This is a genomic window from Paenibacillus sp. DRB1-1, assembly GCF_052119485.1.
Classification (GTDB): domain Bacteria; phylum Bacillota; class Bacilli; order Paenibacillales; family Paenibacillaceae; genus Paenibacillus; species Paenibacillus polymyxa_B.
Window position 1 is genome coordinate 1,107,608 of the sequence record NZ_JBODQH010000001.1, and the last position, 18,901, is coordinate 1,126,508.

Below are 18,901 nucleotides of genomic sequence, written 5' to 3' on the forward strand. Positions count from 1 at the left end.
TCCTTGACCTCAGATCAGCTTTTGCGGCTTGTCCCGTCGACCTCTTCATTTTTCGTCAGATTAAGACTCTCACGAACTGGACAATGACCTACCTCAACTGCACATTGAAACCAAGGATGGATATGTACAACTTAACATGGGTACAGGATGTTATCAACAAGCAAGCTATCACTATTTTTGAGCATAACTCCGTAATCTGCGCCTTGCTGAAGAAGCAATTAGATCTAATTTTAAGTGATTGGAATGGATGAATTTCAGAAACGAGGAATGGTATATGCTTCTTCTTGGCAAGCTAATGTGAGAATACGTTAGAACGGAGAAGAAGCCTTATGAAATATAACCGTTTGCTGTGCACTGGAATCGCTGTTTCTTTACTCTGTATCAGCTCTTGTCCCACTCCATCTACCAATGCACAGGCCCCATCATACGCCTCCCCTACTCCTACAAAGGGAAGGGCCTATTACGAAGAACGGGGCGACATTGTATGGGAAGTTCCTACCCATCGTAAGCTTATCGCTCTCACATTCGATGACGGACCGGACGAAAGCAACACGCCTGCCATTTTGGATTTGCTTAAAGAATACGATGCTAAAGCGACATTTTTTGTCGTCGGCAGTCGTGTAGAAAAGCTGCCTCACCTTGTCAAGCGGGAACGAGAAGAAGGGCATGAAGTTGGCAACCATACCTTCCTTCACTCATCCTTTCAGTATATTTCCCGCAACAAAGCTCTGTCCGAATTGGATCAAGCTCAGGCGAGCATTGTTCAGGCAACTGGTACGGGAACCCATCTTTTTAGGCCGCCCGGCGGCTCCTATACTGATTCGCTGGTTAAGCTCTCCAAGGAGAAAGGGCTGAAAATTATTTTATGGTCCTGGCATCAGGATACCTTAGATTGGCGAAAGCCTGGTGTGCATCGCATCGCTAATAAGGTCCTTCGCAACGCCCGTAACGGCGACATTGTCCTCATGCACGATTATGTACATCAAAGCACACAAACCGTTGAAGCCTTGAAAATTATTCTACCCGAGCTCAAGAAGAGAGGTTATACCTTCGTTACGGTATCCCAATTACTCTCTAATCGGGAAAAACCGGATGGGCTGATTGAAGTGAATAAGTGAAAGGAAGAATTAAACTCCGTCAATTATTGATTGACGGAGTTTTATATCGTACATATCATGTCATGGACATTTGTTATCGGGAGCTTTGCTCCAGCAGTTTTAATGCTGTCTCTTCCGTTGTGACAAGCACATTCATGTAACCTCCATTCAGTGCACCCAGGATTCCTGGAACCTTTTCTAAAGATTCTGCTACACCAACAGAAAGTTTCGCCTTTTTGATTTGCTCCAGCGAAATGGTAAGTGTCCTATCTTCCAAACTCGTTTTTATTGGAACACCGCTATCGTCAAAAAAACGCGAGCAAATATCTCCGGCCGCCCGTCCATCCTCCAATTCTGTAATAAATGCATCGCCATAAAAGCCTCTCCACTTTTCATGTCCCTGCAACTTCGCTGAGCCAATACCAAATAAAGCAATATCTAACTTATCCCAATATTCTGCGATTGTCTTGAAATAAGGAGACTTTATCAGTTGCTCCCTGGTCTCCCTCTGCTCTGTAATCGCCGGTGCATCAATCATTAATGAACGGGCATTCCACTTAAGCGCCGCTTGATAACAAATAGTGTTCACATGATAACGGCTCTCCAGTTTTCCTGAGGGACCACCAACCATGGGTATGAATGTTACAAAAGGGCGGCTATCGGGGGAAAACTCCTCCACTACACTCGCTAGACTGCTACCCCAAGAAAAGCCGATAACATCCTTTTCCTGAACCTTATGCTGTAGCCAGTCTGTGCAAGCCTGACCTATGGCTTTACGCTTAAGGTGGCTTGGCTGAGCTGGATCGGTCATAACAACAATAGCTTCTTGAAGTCCAAAATGCTCGCATAGCTTCTGCTCCAGTGGAAGTTGGCCGGCTGCCCCATAATTAATTGTAATGCTCACGATCCCCTCTTCACGTACCCGCTTCAACATCCGGCTGATTGTTGTCCGATAAATGCCCAGCACTTTAGAAATCTCACTCTGTGTCATGTCCTGCTCATAATACATCTGGGCAACTTTAATTAAAAGTTTCCGGTCTTCTTGCAAATTCATCTTTTCAACCTCTCTTTGCACATCCTGCATTTGACAGAAAAAATAACCGCCGATATACTATAGACGATCATTTTGCACACATTTTATCATAATGCACAAATGTGCAGAAGATCAAATATTACTGGGAGATGATTGGCTTACATCAAACTAAGAGCGGGGGCTTCACAATGGATCACTTGAAGTGGGGTATTATCGGGCCGGGATCGATCGCTGCGGAATTCGCAGCCGCCCTGAATGAGCTTGGCGGAACACTATATGCAGTAGCCTCGCGGACACTGGAGAAAGCTGAGGAATTTGCCAGCCGATACGGCGCCTTGAAGGCTTATGGTGATCACAGCGAAATGCTGCAGGACTCCGAACTGGATGCCGTCTACATCTCCACACCGCACAGTCATCATTATCAATACATTATGGAATGCCTTTTGAAGGGCAAGCATGTTCTCTGCGAAAAGTCCATCACGGTAAACAGTGCACAGCTATGCGAAATTGCCCGTCTGGCCGAAGAAAAACAATTAGTAGTGGCTGAAGCAATGACGATCTACCACATGCCACTTTATAAAAAGCTGCGGCAACTCTTGGACGAAGGGGCCATCGGCCGTTTGAAAATGATTCAGGTCTCTTTCGGCAGTCATAAAGAGTACGATGTGAATAACCGTTTCTTCAGCAAGGATCTGGCCGGAGGGGCACTACTGGATATTGGAACTTATGCCATATCATTTGCCCGTTATTTTCTTTCGGAGAAGCCGCAAGAAATTCTATCGACTGTCAAACGCTTTGAGACGGGCGTGGATGAACAATCTGGTATCATCCTGAATAACAGTGTAGAGGAGATGGCCATCGTCTCTCTGGCTATGAGATCCAAAATGCCCAAGCGGGGTATTGTGGCGGGAGAATTGGGGTATATCACCGTGGACAATTTCCCTCGGGCCTCCAGCGCCACTGTTCAATATTTGGACGGAACTGTAGAACTCATTGAAGCAGGAGATAGTGACAAAGCACTGCAGTATGAGATTGAAGAAATAGAGAGCCGTATTGCCGGCAAGAGTAACTGCAATACCCTAGCCCTCTCCCTCGACGTTATGGATATCATGAGTCAGATACGAGAGCAGTGGGGAATCAAGTATAGTTTCGAATAACCGGTCTATCCACTGTATAGTCTGGGATGAGATTCTTGGCATTTGGTTTTGAAAAGAATCTCATCCCCCAAAATATAAAAAGCCGCGATTTACGCGGCAATTAATAAGATCATTGCTATACTTTAGTCCAATGTTTTGGAGGCCAGCCATTGCATCATAGTTGTTTTCTTTCCGTCAATCACCTTCGATACTTCGTTGTTATACACGTAAATCCAGGACCAGTGGCCGTTGTATTCATACGGTGTTTGGTCGCTCTTCTTGTACAAACCAGAGGTATCCACTACGTTATCAAATAACGACATATGAACATCCTTTGCTCCGGCATTCACTAAACGGTTGTAGGTCGGAATCGTATAATCGTTGGGCGGTACTACGGTGTCGGTTTTGGCAGCCACAAACCAGATCGGCAGGTCCTTCATTTCGTTAATTTGTTCATCGGTTATAAGGCTGTCCTTCAAGGCTTCACAGGCCACCACAGCTGCTGCAAAATAATCTTTATAATCACGGATCATCAGCATAGTCATGTAACCACCGTTGGAGTCTCCGCCAATGTAGATTCGATCTGTATCAATGTCTTTGTTCTTGGCCACGTACTCCTTAATTAAGGACATCAATGCTTGCTCGTACTTGGAGGTTCCATCTCCAAAGCCTGTAAAGCCATCCATCCAGTAGGTTGGGGTCTGAGGTGCCAACACATAAGCCCCGCCAAAATAGGATTGGATATCCTTAGAAGCAAAATTCGCTGCTTTATTTCCGGAAATCGGAATCGTCGGATCGGTACCTCCCTCACCCATACCGTGCAGCCAGATCACTAGAGGGTTTTTCACTTTGTCTTGTGCCGGTGCGTAGTCCACATACGTTAAAGTAACACCGTCAAAAGTAGCTTTGCCAGTTGTAAATTGATCAACCAGCTTCCGTATCTCTCCCGCGGAAGTATCAATCTTCAAGCCGGAAATCGTTCCTGATTTGGTTTTAATAGCTTTTTGCTGCGTGATCGTGTATTTGTTATCATTCCATGCATTAAACCCGGAGCCTGCCGCATCATAATGAATAGCGGAGCTTAGTGTTAAGGCCGGACCGATTTCCATTTCCAATACAACGTAGCTTCCGGTTTTATTTACAGGGTTGCCACTTTTATCTGATACATAGGCCTTGGTGACTTTCCGGTTGCCATTCTCAATAAAGGGATTTACCAGCCTGTTGTCGCTTCTTCCCACATGGACCTTAAATGTATCCTTTGTTATCGCATCTTTAGGGACTGGCTTACCCAGGTTAACAATGATCTTCGTAATGGCTGCTCCCCAATCCTTAACCTCCGCAACCGTCCGGTATGAGGTGGGCTGTATCTTTACATCCTTGGCCCATGCACCGGAGCTGAAAGCAAGAGTCGTACCGATAGCTAAAGTGAGTAACATAGTTGTTTTAGCAGCCTTTTGAAACCGTTTAAACATGATGTCTTACCTCCCAGATCCATTAATAAAACGCTTACATTATTTATTTTAATGGTCTTTTTCATTTGCATCCTGTCTTTTATTAGCCTAATTCAGGTCAATTACTGACACCTTGCTCCAGAATACCTCTTGTTCTCTTTTCGATATTGATGTGGTGTTGCTTGAAAAACCTTCTTAAATACCCTGGCAAAAGATTTCTCGTTCGGAAATCCGTGCTCCAGCGCAATTTGTATAATGGAATGATCCGTATTCATAAGAACACGATAAGATCTCTCCAGACGGATGGCATTGATATATTGAAATAGAGTCATCCCTACATGCTTGACAAAAAAACGGGACAAATATTCGGGAGACAAACTAAAAACCTGGGCTATCGAATCCAAGGATAAGCTTTGATCGTAATTCTCTTTGATATAATTGGTTATCAACGTCAGCCGCTCCAAATATTTATCGGAGTTAAAGCCGCGGATAGACTCATTATCCATTTTAAAATGCATTAATAACAGATACACCAGTTTATAAGATAGCGATGTTAAATGGATATGTGCTAAAGAGTCATTATGCTGGTTGAGATAAGCCACAAATAAGGTGTTTAACAAATCACGCAGCTCCGCAAAATGCTGTAATCTCTGCTCGTTAGTTTCGAAAATGGAGATACAGTCAAATGAAATGGGGTTACTGCCGTTAACATTTGCTCTGATAAATTCAGAAGGAATCAGAACGGTTATAGCCTCTCTTCCTTTTCCCTTAGCTACAGAAAAGGAATGAATGGCATTCGAATTAATGAGCACAATATCTCCTTCTTTGGAGCTATAACTCGCGCCATCAATATAGATATTATCGATTCTTCCTGAAAGCACATAGGATATTTCGATGCTGTCGTGCCAATGCCCAGGTATGTACGCTGGTTCATTTGAGGAATGAACTATAATTTTTAACGGAAAATGATTGTCTGCCTGGACCAGCTCATATTTGTATTCCAAGTTTGTCGCTCCTCTCAGATGTGCTAAATAGAAGAAAATGGCTCCAGCAGAGTGCCGAAACCACTTGTATTTAACCTTCCTCTCTCTATAAACAAAAAAACCTAAGTATAACAAAATACATAAGATCCTTGGATCTTAGCATTTTGTTCCTTAGGTTTTGCCCGTGTAACAGTAACAATCCTAATACTATTCATTTAATTAAGCTAAGTATATAGTGGGTTGAAATCCATGTCAACGCTTTCATTTTGGGCGTTCAACCGCCTAATTACCGGTAAAACAATATGGTCTCTAAACTCACCTAAGTAAATTTGCACTAAAATTCCTTAGTAATATAACTCACAATCGAATATTATCGCTCTTTCGGTCAGGATCTGAAATGAACTTGATAAGACGATAGGTATTCCAGTAACCTCTTGAACGCCCGTATTTATCTACACGACGGGTACCACTATCCCATTCACTAGTTGCACGGTGGACAGTTCTAACTCCCCACCGTCCCGAAAAGTTCCACCATGTAGGCATTTCCACAATTGGATTTTCCAATGAAGTCGGTTCAGGTAGTGGATAGCTACTTTCAGGTAATTCAGGATCGAATCCAAATCGATCAATTACTCGAATCATGGCTTTTAGACCTTTGCCCACAGGTGCAACTCCTGGACTTGTTAACGTTGGGAACCCTGAAGGCAATGCCTGTCCTCCACCTCTCCTAGCAACGTCGGTACTGCTCGGAAGTGGTGCCTCTGTAATCGTTGGATCGTCCTTGAGCAACCAAGATAGCACAAACAAAACTAGGCCAATTAAAAATACCACACCAGAAACAACTAAACATACAACGACTGCTGGAGGAATTGACGATGCTATAAAAGCAAGACATATCCCAGCACCGGTGCCAGCTGCTCCCATAATAGCACCTCCAATGGAATTTAGAGTTGGGTCAGGAGGCGAATCCCCAGGAATCACCACTGCTCCTGCAATGTTAAACAAGTTCTTGTGTAGTCCAGCACCGACAAATGCCACAGTATTCGTACCAAACCTGATTACTCCCAAGTTAGGATTGTTGACATTAAAAAGAGGACGTACCTCTGCCGCCAATGGTGAGTCAAGATCTTCACCGGTAGTATAGCCTTTACTAAATACTACAAAGCGGGGCTCAAAATAGTTAATACACTTCTTTACATCGTTCCCATAGAGAAAATCCATACGTTCCCGTCCATCTCGACTCTTACGCATGCCTAGATCATCAAAGATATTTTTAATGAAAATGGTAATCGCTTCCCACTGTCCCTCCCGTTTATGAATCTCGTCATCTTCACTAGATAGGGCCGGTTCCATTGCAGGATAAAGCATATAATAAGTTATAGCAATATAACGATCAAGGTCTAGCATAATGTTATTCTTATCAGGTTCATCTGATTCGATGCTTGGGGGAAAATCACGTTGTTTATTATCTTTTACACTATCCCTCCGTTCTTTATCAAGCCGCGGATATGTTCCAGCCCATTCAACCTCGGCGTAAATGGTCGGGACGCTTAGACGCGGTAAGGTAAATTCGGGCGAGGGTCTAGGTTCATCTAATGGTATTATTGGATTAATATTGCTACTTACTGACCTAAATAGCAAATCAAGATATTGAAGAGAACCTTTTGTGTAGCCTTGATCGTCGGGAGACAGAGCATCATCCCAACCTGCAACATTAATAAACAAATCCCGATTAAATCCAACAGTAAATTCTTGTCCAATACCATTAGGCCCGGTATTACTGAGGACCAAGTGATCACCTGCGGGGTAATGGCTACCTGCTTGAACATCTATATCGCCAAAGCTAGTGGAATTGCGGTCTACCATCATTACTGCACTACCTCGCTTATTAGTTTTACCATTCCATGAATCAGTGGCTAGATGATCCAACCATTCTTCGGCGGCAATTGGGTAAAATCGCTCACTCGGATCGAAAAGCAGGATTGGCTGAAAAGCCAAAGCGAGTTCCACTGAGTTTAAATTCTTAAACATGTTTATCACCCTCCTGTTTTATTCTCAGGTTTACCTAGACAAACGATGAATCTCGTCAACGAGCGCATTCGGATCTATGGTTGTCTTATTAAGGCAAAACGCGCTTAGTACACCTTGAAGTTCATCGAAAGGTAAAGGCATGCTTTTGATGAGATTGTCTCTTTTTCCCTCAATTTCCTTAATCTGATGTGCACTAAGGTTTTGCATTGCGAGTAAAGCAAGCCTAGCCTGAGCCGAAGTGTAAGCTGCCTGGTCGCCTCGCAAAAAGGCTGTAAAAGCTTCAAAAGAGTATTGACGTTGCTGTTTTGTAACTTCAGCATCGTTACCCCTTACTTGGCTCATGATGTCGAGACCAAACTGTAGTATCTCACGCCCTTTAGCTTCTACCGATTCAGGTGTCTCTTTGTACTGTCGTAACTTTTGCACAACAATATCAATGGCTTTACTGTCTTTGCAAGAGGAATTTAGGAGCCCATTAATGTCTTTATATGGATCATATTTAAACAATTTTATTTCACTGATAAGCCCTTTAAAGGTCGAGTTGTTTACTAATTTATCGGCCTCGTGTCCTATGGCAATGCCTCTAGATCCAATAGAACTTACTTGTCCCTCACCATTATATGTTTCGGCAACTTTCACTCCATCAAGATAAAGTTCTGAAGTATTTACTCCATCATATAGGAGTTCTGCTGTATGCCAATTGTCAGTAGTAATAAGCCCTGGCTCGGATCGAACGTTCCAATGGTTGCGATCGATGAAGATGTTCCCTTGCAATGACCCATCACTTGCAATATACATTCTAAAGCAATCATCACCCTGTATAAGGTTATATGTCCGATTGAAAGCTCCTTCTGGAGACAAATTAAATGAAACGAGGACGCGGATAGACCAAAGATCCTTAAGACTAGGGTTAGGGTCAATTTGAACTATGCTCTCTGGTTTGTCAAAGAAAAAAGCTTCTGGCTGTTGTTTAACATATAATGGCAAGCCATGGTTGCGATTATCAGACAAGTCAAAGGATGAGCGGGAATAGCAATGATGGACAATTAACTTATTCAAAATCCTTCCTCCCCTTTTATCAATAATATATATTCTGAACAAACGATACTTAAATATTCGTAGCTTTTGATACCAATTTGCAGAAGAACTTCTAATTTAGTTTTTGTGCATCAGCATCAAAAAAGCCGATTTCACAATGGAGAATCGACTTCATAAGTATTCTACATACAGATAGGTAAGAGTTTAAAGTTATCGCTCCCTTTTCCCCCTGTTCACACCGTACGTGAGACTTTCATCTCTTACCGAGTTCCAACTAAACCAATTTATTCTATCTATGTATTAAGAAGATAATTGCTATTTTCCCAAAGTTAGATTATTTCATTTTGACATTTCAATCGTAGATTATTCACTTTTTCTTTCTGCTTATTAGCAAACTTTAAATATTGTAAAATTTTCTATTCTATCTTTGTCTTTTTGATGAATTGACTGATGAACTGCTTCATGAACAATAAGCAAGTTCGAATAACTACCGTCTTTCGAAAGATAATAAGGGTTTATGTGATGTCAGTGATGTCAGTGATGTCAGTGCCATTCACGTATCCCTAATTGCTCAAGAAGTAGGAAAGCATACTTTTGTCGATAGCCTTTAAGCTATTATGGTACAATTGTATCCCTCGTATTACAAAGACTTTATACGATCCAAGTAACAATATAAACAAGTATGAATTACTTTTACTGAAAACATCAGGATCTATCCGAACCATTCGTATTGATGAAAAACTTGTGAAAATGTTAAAACGCCAAGAGATTAAACAAAAAGAAATAAAATTAAGAAAGGAAACCTATATGTAGATAATCAGTTTATCTTTGCACGAAATGATAGACATCTGCAATCAAGAAAAGTAGTGGAAACTAGACTAAAACGTCTATTTAAAAAGGCAGGTATTGATAAAAACATTAACCCTCATATGACAGCCAATATAGAGAAAAGGTCTCTCATCATTTCAGTGAAATGATGAGAGACCTTTTCTGATAAGATGGTTTTTGTGAAAAAAGTGAGCATTTTTACTTACTATGAGCAAAAGTATGATCATTTATCTTTATTCCACTTAAAAGCCCCTATATATCAAGGCTTAATGATGTTTATTACATCATTACGCCCATCTTTGATTAATCCTCGCCGCTAGACATTTCAGAACTTAACTCTTATTTTATAACATGTTTTTTCCCTATTCAGAAAATTTCATTTGCCTATATTCGTCCATATTCGCCGAGATTGTGACTTTTTTGTGATTCAAATAACGAAATATTCACCACACATCGGTTTCATGAACAATTTCCTTCTATTATATATTGAGGCATATGAAGTAGCAATTCTTCTTATTAAGTATTAGCGACTGCTGCCGTAAGAGCTCCCGTATTAATAGTGATTGTCTGTCCGCCAGAAAGGGCGTTTCCAGTAGCCTGTAATGTATAAGTGTGTGCACCTGTTAGTGGGGCTTCGTCACAGGTAGTCAAGGCAGTCGTAATAGGACTGTTTGCTGAAACAGGAGTATCGCTTGCAGTTGCGATTACGGTAGCGTCATCACGGAAGATTCTAAATGTGATCGTCGGATTTGCAGAACTAGGAGTCCATGTCGAGTAAGCGGTAAGCCAAACAGTACTCGTAATAGATGGTACAGTTACAGTTACAGATGCAAGATTCGCCGTCGGGACTTCTGCAGTTAAAGTTGGACCTGAAAATGTAGTACAGTCAAACGCGGTAAAAATACCAGGAGCACCTGTTGCGCCAGTAGCCCCGGCAGGTCCCGGTGCGCCTATCGCGCCGGTAGCCCCGGCAGGTCCCGGTGCGCCTATCGCGCCAGTAGCTCCGGCAGGTCCCGGTGCGCCTATCGCGCCAGTAGCTCCAGCAGGTCCCGGTGCGCCTATCGCGCCAGTAGCTCCAGCAGGTCCCGGTGCGCCTATCGCGCCAGTAGCTCCAGCAGGTCCCGGTGCGCCTATCGCGCCAGTAGCTCCAGCAGGTCCTGTTGCACCGGCTGAACCTGGCGTTCCTGGTATCCCTTGCGGTCCCTGAGCTCCCAATGGTCCGGCAGGTCCCGGTATCCCTTGTAGTCCTGTTGATCCTGGAGGACCTAGCACTCCCTGTGAACCTTGAATCCCTTTCGGACCGGCAGGTCCCAATGGCCCGGGAAGCCCCGGTATTCCTTGAGGACCTTGTGGAGCATTAACCATAACTTCAGGCTTAACCTTAATCACTTTAACTTTCTTAACGAGGTGGCGTCTGATTTTCTTTGCAAGGTAGCGTCTGACTTTCTTGGCATGTTTGGACCTTTGCTTTCTCAAATGATACGGTTCACACTTCATAAATTTCACCTCCACAAAAGATACCACATTGTATGTTTGGCATTCGCGGAAGATTGGACACTTGCCTGGAGATATCTAACATGGGGAACATACCCAATCCAAGTGGTCTTGAATGGGAATCAAGTCAATCATTTTTTTAAGCAGCACTGGCAATCGCATGACTTGAATAATCCCAGTGTAAAAACACTAAAATCCCCGCCGACCAATTAAGGTTGCGGGGATTTTACATACCTAGGAACCGGATTTGATTGAAGATTACACTAACCTCCTAACCATTCAAGAGATAGAAAGAAATAAGCGACCTTCCACATAGCATGACGGGGGATTCGTATTCGCAAAAACTGGTGAATTTGCGGGTTACCCTCAAGTGATAAAAATGGTAGAACTACGGATGAAAAGATTACTTAAGTTAGCTGGACTCAATCAGGAATTAACACCACATTCACTTAGACACACCCATACTTCTCTTCTAGCTGAGGCTGGTATTAGTTTAGAACAAATCATGCACCAACTCAGTCATTCAAGTGATCGAATCACAACAAAATGTATCTCCATATCACGAAACCAAAAAGAAAAGAGGCTTCTCAAAAGTTCGGAGAACTAATGAGAGCCTCTAAAAAACAGACTATTTGTTAACAAATCGTTAACAAATCAATATAGCAACCCTTTAAACCCTTGTTGCACCAAGGGTTTTTGGTTTTATTACTTCATGCCGCCCATCTTTGATTTACTCTCGCAGAGGAACGTCGTAAAACTTATCTTCTATTGTATAGCTTGTTTGGGCTTATCTTCAGAAAGTTTTATTCGTCTACATCCGCCCTCATTCGCCGGAATTGTGATTTTTCATGTGATTTTTTGTGATTCAAATAACCATGTTGCCCCCCACATAATTCATTCTAATCAACAACTTCCTTACAATTGTATAATGGGGTATAGAAAGTAGCAATGATATTTCTGAGAATTTAATTTTCTAAAATATCTCACCTTCTCTTGGCGGCATAGGTATGCTCTATCCCGCTCCCAACTCTCCAGAATGACGATATCTCGTAGTGTAGACTTATCCGGCCCCATAATATAGTTATTTTGCTCTAAAGCAAGCAACTAACTTTTATGCTTTCTGTACACCTCCGCGTCTTTATCTCCAGATCTAACATATTACGGAAGACTGACAATTACGTTTGAAAATACCCAAACGTGCTGCCGGGTTGACATTCAGAACTGGCTTTGTGAATCTGGTGGAGTTAAAGGGAGTGCTAGTTGTGTCTCATCTATTATTTTGAACAAGCATTGTATTGAAGAGCCAGCGAAAATTCCATCTGAAATACTGAGCTAGATGCCAATCTTCATAGCCATTTAATACACCTTTATTTAACCAGTAAGACTCTGGTTTTCCGCTCGTCGCAGCTTCAGACACATAAGCGATCGTTTTTTCTAAAAAGCGAATGACATCTAGGATTTTATCTGGAGTGGACACATCTCCATGCCCGGGAATGACAGTATCTACCTTCAGATCTCTTTGAATGCGTCTAAGGATGCGTATCCAAGCGTAGGGATTACCGTATGGCATGACCGGAATCGTCTTGTTGGTTATTAAATCACCAGCAATCAAGGTTCGTTCTTCAGGCACGTAAATAACGGCATCGCTTAAAGAATGGCCGCCTCCGTAAGATAAAACTTCGACAGTGCGTTTTGCTCCTTTTATAACTAGTTTATCGTCAAAAGTTATCGTGGGTATCACCCTACGAAGGGAAGGGATAGCATCATACAGGGCTCTCTGCACGGAAAGATCATAGCCGATTTCGGTTAACATGTGCGGATTTTTTTCTTGTGAACGTACTTGATGTAGGCTATTTATTAACTTCTGAATGTTTTGTTGCATTAGATCAATATTCACTTTACCCATTTCAGATAGCAAATCTCTTGTCCAAACGGTAGATATAAAATCACTTTCCATGAATTCCTGATTGCCGTTGACATGATCTCCATGGAAATGAGTATTGATCACATATTTAATTGGTTTATTCGTTAATTGTTCTGCGGTTTGACGTAACAAAGCACCAGAATGCGGTAGGTTGGTTGTGTCCACAACAACGGTCAAATCCCCAATGTCAATAATTGCCGCATTCCCCAGCGAACCACTACCAGGTACCGAAATAGCACCCCAGATACCTTCCGCTGCTTGTTGAATCGTGAAATATTGGTTGTTCATTGTTTATGCCTCCATCAAAATAAGTTTGACACCATTTCCTTTTATCTTTAGTTTTTTATGTTTCATGTATATCAATTAGCAACTTTAGCTTACAAGTTAGAGTCAACTAGAAATCAAGCACAAATTTTTGAAATGAAGTTAGAGGTGCAAATATCGACTTCGAGTTGACTTAAAGATGTATAATAGTTTTAAATTTTGGTTTAGAAAAAAGGAGTGACATAAAAAAACAATGCTTACTATAAGTCAAGTATCAGAAAGAACAGGGCTAACTCCTTATACGATTCGCTATTATGAAAAAATTGGAGTGCTACAGGAACCAAATCGAAGAAATGGAAGGACACGCATTTATACCGAAAGTGAGGTTTCATATATACAATGTTTAATTAGATTAAAAAAATTGGGATTGTCGCTTGAGGAGATTACGGAATTTACTCGTGACGGATGTGTACTGGATAAAATTCAAAAAGGGGAAGAAGTTGCTAATTTTACTCCTGCCTTACACATACGGATAGAAATTCTTGAAAAGCATCTGGTGGAACTGGAATCCAAGCGGCAGGAACTTGAGTGCATGATTTCCCTTGCTAACGAGAAGATAGCCCTGTACCAAAAACTTACGAAAGACGATATAGTGACGATATAGTAATGTAGAAGACCTGGTTCACCACCAGCATATACGATGGCAACAGAATTGATTGAACTACCGGGAAACGTTAGTTCAATGAAATAGCGATAGTCTAGGGCTTTATATTCCCGTCCTAGCCTACCGTTGTTTCTTTTATTGTAGTTATCAAAACTTTATTTTCATCGAACATTTAAAAAGTGGATTCATAGCACCTTGAATGTCCGTCTGTAAACAATTTCTTTAATAAAAAAGCTCTGCCGACCAATTAAGGGGGTTAATTCACTTGCTGGCTTGAACAAACACATAATTAATCTTCCTCACCAAATGGCTTGAAGGACAAGTTGTATAGCAGGGTAATTTAGAGGTTTCCAGGCTGTGAATCAGCTATTCCCCATGTTTCCCCATTAACTTTATAATCACTGCCTCTCCACTGAAGTGTGTAGTTTCCAGAACGCAAACCGTTGGTGATACCTTCATCAGTACTTTTCCAAATAACTGTGTCATGAGGAGCAATTACTAATGCTTCAATATATAGTTTGTTTGAACCGTTATGAGTTAAACTTACTTTTACTGGATTATTAGAGTGATTTTTCATACGAAGTTTAACATGCCCCCACCCCTTAGGGACATCAAAGGACTCTCCTACAGTTGCGCCTCCGCTCGATCTTTGATTAATTATGATGTTTTCGTTAGTTTTACTTGTTGAAGCTGAAGTAGCCCCTACCGTAATCGCCATGCTTAAAGACAAAACCGAGAACAGAAATATTCTTTTCTTCATCATTTTCCCCTTCTATTTTTTGATATGGTCTACCTTAAAGAGACTACCGTCTACAATCTGGTAGGTCCTTTCATATCTACTCTAATTCAAACTGATTCCGCATATAATACGCTCCGGCAATCTTAATCGTATCGGGCGAAAACTTTTCTACTGTCCCTCCATAGTCTACAACCGATAGCACGTCTTCTCCCAATGACTGAACAACGTATACTCTTATCTGGCTTAATGCAGCTGCAAACAGTTCTATGTCCGACTTTAACACTTTATATGTATGGTTCATGCTGATCACCTCAGTCATTCATTCGATGAATGTGTGATAATTCCTTCAATGTAACAAATCCCCGCCGACCAACTAAGGTTAGTTAGACAGTTCTCCAATTTGATATTCAGCTTGAACCAAATCTAACAAGCCGAGTATTTGGAAGCTATGAGCTATCTTTTTTATCGCTGCCCTCTGCGTTCAGCAAACGTACTCCCACTAATTGGGTACATGTCGTTCCGGTAACCTTTCCCCATATATGACTGCGCTACAAGGTACCTCGCACCTTTAATATACAAAAGTTCGCTCGTACGGATTAACTAAGTTGTTAATGGAACTCAGTATAATTTGAGAGAGCGTGTTATACAGGAAGTAAAGCTCCGGGCGCATATATTTGAGGATCATAGCCGCCCACAAGAACGGCTACCCACTCATTCAAAAAAATGTTTTAATCCGTATGGAACGTATTCTCAAGAAAACCTCAATTAAAAAGAAAGCTACTCCTCATATTTTTCGACACACTCACATATCGATGCTGACTGAAGCTGAAGTTGATCTCAAAACGATCATGAAGCAAGTTAGCCAAGATGACGCTAAAACTACATTGAAAGTCTATACGCACGTTACGGAGAAAATGAAGAAAAATGCCAATGAGAAGATTAAAAATCACTTCGCAGACATCCTTCAAATCTGACTCGTTGCAGAGAATGTGATTTTTTCGTAATTTAATGAAGAAAGGCTCCCTTTCGGGAGCCTTTTAAATAGCGGTATTACAGGGTTTTGATACCCTTTGTTACATCATTCCGCCCATTCCACCCATGCCGCCCATGTCAGGCATTGCAGCCTTTTCTGGTTCTGGCTTGTCAGCGATAACCGCTTCGGTAGTCAGGAACATTGCTGCTACGGAAGCAGCGTTTTGCAATGCATAGCGAGTTACTTTTGCAGGGTCCACGATACCAGCGTCGATCATGTTTACCCAGTCGCCAGTAGCTGCGTTAAAGCCTACGCCAACTTCTTCGCGTTTCAGACGCTCAACGATTACAGAGCCTTCTTCACCTGCATTAGCAGCGATGGTGCGGATTGGAGCTTCCAGAGCGCGCAACACGATGTTCACGCCTGTTTGCTCGTCGCCTTGCAGTTCAACAGCTGCAACTGCTTTGTATACGTTCAGGAGCGCTACACCACCACCGGATACGATACCTTCTTCAACCGCAGCACGGGTTGCGTTCAGGGCATCTTCGATGCGCAGTTTGCGTTCTTTCAATTCTGTTTCAGTAGCCGCACCGACTTTGATGACTGCTACGCCGCCGGACAATTTAGCCAGACGCTCTTGCAGTTTCTCTTTGTCGAACTCGGAAGTGGTTTCTTCCAGTTGCGTACGGATTTGGCTAACACGAGCGTCGATGTCGGCTTTGTTTCCAGCACCGTCAACCACAATCGTATTTTCTTTTGTGATACGCACTTGACGTGCTGTACCCAGTTGGTCTACGGAAGCTGTTTTCAGGTCCAGACCCAGTTCTTCTGTAATCACTTGACCGCCTGTCAGGGCAGCGATATCTTGCAGCATTGCTTTACGACGGTCACCAAAGCCTGGAGCTTTAACAGCTACAGCGTTGAATGTACCACGCAGTTTGTTAACAACGAGCATAGCCAGCGCTTCGCCTTCGATGTCTTCAGCGATCAGAACGAGTGGCTTGCCTTGTTGTACGATTTTTTCAAGCAATGGCAGGATTTCTTGTGTGTTTGTGATTTTTTTGTCTGTGATCAGGATATACGGATTGTCCAGTACAGCTTCCATTTTGTCCGTATCTGTAATCATGTACGGGGAAATGTAGCCACGGTCAAATTGCATACCTTCAACGACTTCCAGCTCTGTTGCAAAACCGCGGGATTCTTCAACAGTGATTACACCGTCTTTACCCACTTTTTCCATAGCTTCAGCGATCAGTTCGCCTACTTCATCATCAGCAGCGGAAATACCAGCTACTTGAGCAATGGATTGTTTGCTTTCGATTGGTTTGGAGATGGCTTGCAGTTCAGCAACAGCCGCTTTAACCGCTTTGTCGATCCCTTTACGGATACCGATTGGGCTTGCGCCAGCAGTTACGTTTTTCAGGCCTTCTGTGATGAGGGCTTGAGCCAAAACAGTAGCAGTAGTCGTACCATCACCAGCTACATCATTCGTTTTGGTTGCTACTTCTTTAACCAGTTGAGCACCCATGTTTTCGAACGCGTCTTCCAGCTCGATTTCTTTTGCAATCGTTACACCGTCATTGGTGATGAGCGGGCTACCAAATTTTTTCTCCAGTACAACGTTACGGCCTTTCGGTCCGAGTGTTACTTTAACAGCGTTAGCCAATGCATCAACCCCGCGCAGCATGGAGCGGCGAGCGTCTTCACTGAATTTAATATCTTTAGCCATTTGTGATAAACCTCCCTATGGATTATGAATGATTTGTTTCAATTCCTATATTCAGGTCTTGTCCGGGTTCCGGTTAACCGATGATCGCGTGGATATCGCTTTCTTTCATAATCAAATATTCTTTACCTTCATATTTGATTTCCGTTCCAGCGTATTTAGAGAAAATGACACGGTCGCCTTCTTTTACTTCCAGAGGAATACGGGCACCGTCTTTCAATGCGCCTGCGCCAACCGCGATAATTTTGCCTTCTTGCGGCTTTTCCTTGGCAGAGTCAGGAAGTACGATCCCGAAGGAAGTCGTTGTCTCTTGCTCAATTGCTTCCACCAATACGCGTTCACCCAAAGGTTTGATCATGAAAAAATAGCCTCCTTATTAAGTGTTTTATCCTGTAATTTGGTTGTTATGTTGTATGTATTAGCACTCGACAGTCGTCAGTGCTAACAACCAACTTTATGATACTCAACTTGAGATTGAATTTCAAGTCCCTAATGTATTTTTTATGGGAATTTTTATGGACAGCCCTTCCCGATTATATCCATCTATCTGAAAAATAAACGTTAACTCAAGGCTAATGGTTACTTTTAAGGCAGCTAAGTTGCTGCTGTTCATACTCTGTAAATAGTTATGAAATACAAATGCAATTCATTATCTGCAAGCTGCCATGTAGCGCGGACCCGAATAAATTGTTTCTGAGCCATTCAGGTCCTGCCTTATTATTCCGAAGCTACACGCAACTGGGCCTCACGTTCCTCCTGCGCACGCAGCTGCCTGCGGTACACGACCGAAGACAAATACACGCTCACTTCATATAGCACTAGCAACGGAATCGCCACCAAAAAATCGGAAATAAAGTCCGGCGGAGTAATGACAACCGCGACGAACACAAGCAGAAAATAAGAAATCTTCCGCCATTTGCGAAGCCGCATTGGTGTTATAACATGAATCCCCGTCAGAAACATGATAAGTAGGGGGAGTTCAAACAACAGCGCTACAGGCAGTACAATATTAAACATAAAGGTGAAATATTGTGCGATCCCGTACGTTTCCTGTAATCCCATACTTTTGGTGACAGACGATGTAAACTGAATCGCCATTGGGAAAATAATGAAATAAGCAAAAGCTGCCCCAATGATGAACAAAAGCAGCACATAAGGCACATATCGCAAAGTCGCACTCCGTTCTTGCGGTCTTAAGCCCGGGCTGACAAACTTCCACAGTTGGTAGCAGGCAAACGGTAGCGCCACCGCAATCCCAATGATCATGGCGATCTTCATGTAGATACCAATCCCGTCCCAAAAGGAAAACGCGTTTAACTGAAAAGCTTGCGCCGATCCGGAGCGAATAAGCCAGTCATAGACAGAGCCCGCCGCGAACAGACCACCAGCCAGTGCCAATACAAATACAATTAGCACATAAATAATTCTGCGGCGAAGCTCTCCCAGATGTTCCATTAGCGGCATTTCATGCTCTGATGGGGTCAAGTCCATTCCTCCTTTCTGAACGGAACGCAGCAGCG

Annotated in this window: 17 protein-coding genes; 5 read left to right on the forward strand and 12 right to left on the reverse strand. The window is 42.6% G+C overall.

Annotation, left to right across the window (positions count from 1 at the left end; translation table 11 throughout):
• The first annotated feature begins 329 nt into the window (after positions 1 to 329).
• Positions 330 to 1,118 (forward strand): polysaccharide deacetylase family protein, encoded by a 789-nt coding sequence (locus tag ACQW03_RS05005; protein WP_441948527.1) that lies wholly within the window; start codon positions 330 to 332, stop codon positions 1,116 to 1,118.
• Between the two features lie 73 nt (positions 1,119 to 1,191).
• Here ACQW03_RS05005 and ACQW03_RS05010 read toward each other — a convergent pair whose 3' ends face one another.
• A complete protein-coding gene (locus ACQW03_RS05010; RefSeq protein ID WP_220030915.1) occupies positions 1,192 to 2,151 on the reverse strand; it encodes a sugar-binding transcriptional regulator in 960 nt (319 codons plus the stop codon).
• A gap of 167 nt (positions 2,152 to 2,318) precedes the next feature.
• Here ACQW03_RS05010 and ACQW03_RS05015 point away from each other — a divergent pair, with 167 nt between their 5' ends.
• On the forward strand, positions 2,319 to 3,287 hold the full coding sequence (locus ACQW03_RS05015; protein WP_071639917.1) for a Gfo/Idh/MocA family protein: 969 nt from the start codon (positions 2,319 to 2,321) through the stop codon (positions 3,285 to 3,287).
• A 122-nt stretch (positions 3,288 to 3,409) separates the two neighbouring features.
• On the opposite strand, the gene ACQW03_RS05020 is transcribed toward ACQW03_RS05015, so the two are convergent.
• The 5 genes from ACQW03_RS05020 to ACQW03_RS05040 all read right to left on the reverse strand — a co-directional run bounded on the left by ACQW03_RS05020 (position 3,410) and on the right by ACQW03_RS05040 (position 11,094).
• A complete protein-coding gene (locus tag ACQW03_RS05020; protein ID WP_441948529.1) occupies positions 3,410 to 4,738 on the reverse strand; it encodes a prolyl oligopeptidase family serine peptidase in 1,329 nt (442 codons plus the stop codon).
• Positions 4,739 to 4,839: 101 nt separating this feature from the next.
• On the reverse strand, positions 4,840 to 5,721 hold the full coding sequence (locus tag ACQW03_RS05025; protein ID WP_441948531.1) for an AraC family transcriptional regulator: 882 nt from the start codon (positions 5,719 to 5,721) through the stop codon (positions 4,840 to 4,842).
• A gap of 336 nt (positions 5,722 to 6,057) precedes the next feature.
• A complete protein-coding gene (locus tag ACQW03_RS05030) occupies positions 6,058 to 7,731 on the reverse strand; it encodes a hypothetical protein (protein WP_441948533.1) in 1,674 nt (557 codons plus the stop codon).
• 30 nt (positions 7,732 to 7,761) lie between these two features.
• Positions 7,762 to 8,790, reverse strand: coding sequence for a LamG-like jellyroll fold domain-containing protein (locus tag ACQW03_RS05035; protein ID WP_441948535.1), 1,029 nt, complete (start codon positions 8,788 to 8,790; stop codon positions 7,762 to 7,764).
• Between the two features lie 1,323 nt (positions 8,791 to 10,113).
• Positions 10,114 to 11,094: a hypothetical protein gene (locus ACQW03_RS05040; protein ID WP_441948537.1), complete on the reverse strand. Its 981-nt coding sequence runs from the start codon at positions 11,092 to 11,094 to the stop codon at positions 10,114 to 10,116.
• 376 nt (positions 11,095 to 11,470) lie between these two features.
• Between ACQW03_RS05040 and ACQW03_RS05045 the strand changes: the two genes are divergently transcribed.
• Complete coding sequence (locus tag ACQW03_RS05045) at positions 11,471 to 11,698, forward strand: tyrosine-type recombinase/integrase (protein WP_233901837.1); 228 nt, start codon at positions 11,471 to 11,473, stop codon at positions 11,696 to 11,698.
• Between the two features lie 660 nt (positions 11,699 to 12,358).
• On the opposite strand, the gene ACQW03_RS05050 is transcribed toward ACQW03_RS05045, so the two are convergent.
• Positions 12,359 to 13,303, reverse strand: a complete 945-nt coding sequence (locus ACQW03_RS05050) for an MBL fold metallo-hydrolase (RefSeq protein WP_441948539.1) — start codon at positions 13,301 to 13,303, stop codon at positions 12,359 to 12,361.
• A 229-nt stretch (positions 13,304 to 13,532) separates the two neighbouring features.
• On the opposite strand from ACQW03_RS05050, the gene ACQW03_RS05055 reads away from it, so the two are divergent.
• Positions 13,533 to 13,943, forward strand: a complete 411-nt coding sequence (locus ACQW03_RS05055; RefSeq protein WP_071639909.1) for a MerR family transcriptional regulator — start codon at positions 13,533 to 13,535, stop codon at positions 13,941 to 13,943.
• 340 nt (positions 13,944 to 14,283) lie between these two features.
• On the opposite strand, the gene ACQW03_RS05060 is transcribed toward ACQW03_RS05055, so the two are convergent.
• Together ACQW03_RS05060 and ACQW03_RS05065 are read right to left on the reverse strand one after the other, a co-directional pair.
• Complete coding sequence (locus ACQW03_RS05060; protein WP_420538174.1) at positions 14,284 to 14,706, reverse strand: hypothetical protein; 423 nt, start codon at positions 14,704 to 14,706, stop codon at positions 14,284 to 14,286.
• Between the two features lie 73 nt (positions 14,707 to 14,779).
• A complete protein-coding gene (locus ACQW03_RS05065; protein ID WP_071639907.1) occupies positions 14,780 to 14,983 on the reverse strand; it encodes a hypothetical protein in 204 nt (67 codons plus the stop codon).
• 373 nt (positions 14,984 to 15,356) lie between these two features.
• Between ACQW03_RS05065 and ACQW03_RS05070 the strand changes: the two genes are divergently transcribed.
• On the forward strand, positions 15,357 to 15,656 hold the full coding sequence (locus ACQW03_RS05070) for a tyrosine-type recombinase/integrase (protein WP_441948542.1): 300 nt from the start codon (positions 15,357 to 15,359) through the stop codon (positions 15,654 to 15,656).
• Between the two features lie 99 nt (positions 15,657 to 15,755).
• Here the strand turns inward: ACQW03_RS05070 and groL are convergent, their stop codons facing one another.
• The 3 genes from groL to tatC form a co-directional block, all read right to left on the reverse strand.
• Positions 15,756 to 17,384 (reverse strand): chaperonin GroEL, encoded by a 1,629-nt coding sequence (groL, locus tag ACQW03_RS05075; protein WP_013309215.1) that lies wholly within the window; start codon positions 17,382 to 17,384, stop codon positions 15,756 to 15,758.
• Between the two features lie 73 nt (positions 17,385 to 17,457).
• A complete protein-coding gene (groES, locus tag ACQW03_RS05080) occupies positions 17,458 to 17,739 on the reverse strand; it encodes a co-chaperone GroES (protein ID WP_007429271.1) in 282 nt (93 codons plus the stop codon).
• Positions 17,740 to 18,098: 359 nt separating this feature from the next.
• Positions 18,099 to 18,866, reverse strand: coding sequence for a twin-arginine translocase subunit TatC (gene tatC / locus ACQW03_RS05085; RefSeq protein WP_023987474.1), 768 nt, complete (start codon positions 18,864 to 18,866; stop codon positions 18,099 to 18,101).
• Between the last annotated feature and the right edge of the window lie 35 nt (positions 18,867 to 18,901).